The organism is Microbacterium umsixpiens (assembly GCF_053543675.1).
The window spans coordinates 7,361-10,241 of record NZ_JBLVOH010000064.1 but is presented as its reverse complement, the minus strand read 5'-3'; the positions used below and the strand labels follow the sequence as shown (position 1 = coordinate 10,241).

Below are 2,881 nucleotides of genomic sequence, written 5' to 3'. Positions count from 1 at the left end.
GTCACCACAGCGCCGTCAGCCGGGCCGGTGATCACCGGAGCGGAGGGGGCCACCGTGTCGACCGTCAGATCGATGGGATCGCCCTGAGTCGTGTTCCCCGCCGGATCCGTCGCCGTCGGCGTGATCGTGTTCGTGCCCTCCGGCAGCGGATCCGTGGGCGTGCAGGACCATTCGCCATCGACCACCGTCGTCGTGCAGAGCACGGTGCCGTCACCATCGGTCACCGTGATCGTGTCTCCATCGTCGCCGGTGCCGGTGAAGGTGGGGGTGGCATCCGTCACCGCGGCGCCATCAGCCGGGCCGGTGATCATCGGAGCAGAGGGGGCCACCGTGTCGACCGTCAGATCGATGGGATCGCCCTGAGTCGTGTTCCCCGCCGGATCCGTCGCCGTCGGCGTGATCGTGTTCGTGCCTTCCGACAGCGGATCGGTTGGCGTGCACGACCATGAGCCGTCGACCACGGTCGTCGTGCACAGCACCGTGCCGTCACCGTCGGTCACGGTGATCGTGTCGCCATCGTCACCGGTGCCCGAGAACGTCGGCGTCGCTGTGTCGACGACAGCACCGTCGGCGGGACCCGTGATCACCGGGGCCGTGGGGACCACAGTGTCCATGGTCAGCTCGATCGGAGTACCGTCCGTCGAGTTACCCGCGGGGTCGGTTGCCGTCGGTGTGATTGTGTTGGTCCCTTCCGGCAGCGGATCGGTCGGCGTGCACGACCAAACGCCATCGACGACGGTCGTCGTGCACAGCACCGTGCCGTCACCATCGGTCACCGTGATCGTGTCGCCATCGTCACCGGTGCCCGAGAAAGTCGGCGTCGCATCCGTCACCACGGCACCATCAACCGGACCTGTGATGACGGGAGCTGCAGGGGCAACCGTGTCGACCGTTATATCGATCGGATCGCCCTCCGTCGAGTTCCCGGCCGAGTCCGTCGCCGTGGGTGTGATCGTGTTCACGCCTTCCGGCAGCGGATCGGTCGGAGTGCACGACCAGGCACCATCCGTGACGGTGGTCGTGCAGAGCACGGCGCCGTCTCCGTCGGTCACGGTGATCGTGTCGCCGTCATCGCCCGTTCCGGTGAACGTCGGCGTCGCTTCCGTCACCACATCGCCGTCCTCGGGACCGGTGATCACCGGGGCAGACGGGGCGACCGTGTCCACCATCACGTCGATGGGATCGCCCTCGGTCGAGTTGCCGGCCGGGTCGGTCGCGGTCGGGGTGATCGTGTTCACGCCTTCCGGCAGCGGATCGGTCGGAGTGCACGACCAGGCGCCATCGACGACGGTCGTCGTGCACAGCACCGTGCCGTCACCATCGGTCACGGTGATCGTGTCGCCATCGTCACCGGTTCCGGTGAACGTCGGCGTCGCATCCGTCACCACAGCGCCGTCAGCCGGGCCCGTGATCACCGGGGCCGCAGGCGCAACGGTGTCGACGGTGAACTCGACAGGATCGCCCTCCGTCGTGTTCCCGGCCGGATCCGTCGCGATCGGCGTGATCGTGTTCGTCCCCTCCGGCAGCGGATCGGTCGGAGCGCACGACCATTCGCCGTCGACCACGGTCGTCGTGCACAGCACCGTGCCGTCGTCATCGGTCACGGTGATCGTGTCACCGTCATCACCCGTACCCGTGAAGGTGGGCGTCGCCGTATCCACCACATCACCCTCCGCCGGCCCGGTGATCACCGGGGCAGACGGAGCTTCCGTGTCCACGGTCAGCTCGATCGGAGTACCGTCCGTCGTGTTCCCTGCCGGGTCGGTCGCTGTCGGCGTGATCGTGTTCACGCCTTCCGGCAACGGATCGGTCGGCGTGCAGGACCACGCGCCGTCGACCACGGTCGTCGTGCAGAGCACGGTGCCGTCACCGTCCGTCACCGTGATCGTGTCGCCGTCATCGCCCGTTCCGGTGAACGTCGGCGTCGCATCCGTCACCACGGCACCATCAGCCGGACCGGTGATCACGGGGGCTGACGGGGCCACGGTATCGACCGTGAGTCCGATCGGGTCGCCCTCGGTCGAGTTGCCTGCCGGATCCGTCGCCGTCGGGGTGATCGTGCTCGCGCCCTCCGGCAGCGGAGTCGTCGGCGTGCACGACCACTCACCGTCCACCACGGTCGCGGTGCACACGACGTTGCCATCGCCATCGTTCAGCGTGATCGTGTCGCCATCGTCACCCGTGCCCGTGAACGTCGGCGTCGCATCCGTCACCACATCGCCGTCCTCAGGACCGGTGATCACCGGGGCTGACGGGGCGACCGTGTCCACGGTCAGATCGATCGGAGTACCCGCCGTCGAGTTCCCGGCCGGGTCCGTCGCGGTCGGCGTAATCGTGCTGGTGCCCTCCGGCAGCGGATCCGTGGGCGTGCAGGACCAGGCGCCGGCCGCCACGGTCGTCGTGCACAGCACGTTTCCGTCACCATCGGTGACGGTGATCGTGTCGCCGTCATCACCCGTTCCGGTGAATGTCGGCGTCGCATCCGTCACCACGGCGCCATCGGCGGGGCCAGTGATCACCGGCGCGGACGGCGCCACCGTGTCCACCGTCACCTCGATCGGGTCTCCCGCCGTCGAGTTCCCGGCCGGGTCGGTCGCGGTCGGGGTGACCGTGTTCGTGCCTTCCGGCAATGGATCGGTCGGGGTGCAGGACCACTCCCCATCGACCACAGTCGTCGTGCAGAGTACGGTGCCGTCACCGTCCGTCACCGTGATCGTGTCACCGTCATCACCGGTCCCCGTGAACGTCGGTGTCGCCGTGTCCACCACATCGCCATCCGCCGGGCCCGTGATGGCCGGGGCCGACGGGGCGACCGTGTCCACCGTCACCTCGATCGGTTCTCCCGGGGTGGAGTTCCCCGCCGCGTCCGTCGCCGTCGGCG

Annotated in this window: 1 protein-coding gene; it reads right to left on the bottom strand. The window is 68.6% G+C overall.

Going from position 1 to position 2,881, the window contains the following annotated elements; all coding sequences use genetic code 11:
• On the bottom strand, positions 1 to 2,822 hold a 2,822-nt coding region (locus ACNPM4_RS06380; RefSeq protein WP_448985112.1), incomplete at its 3' end, for an Ig-like domain-containing protein.
• Positions 2,823 to 2,881: the final 59 nt, after the last annotated feature.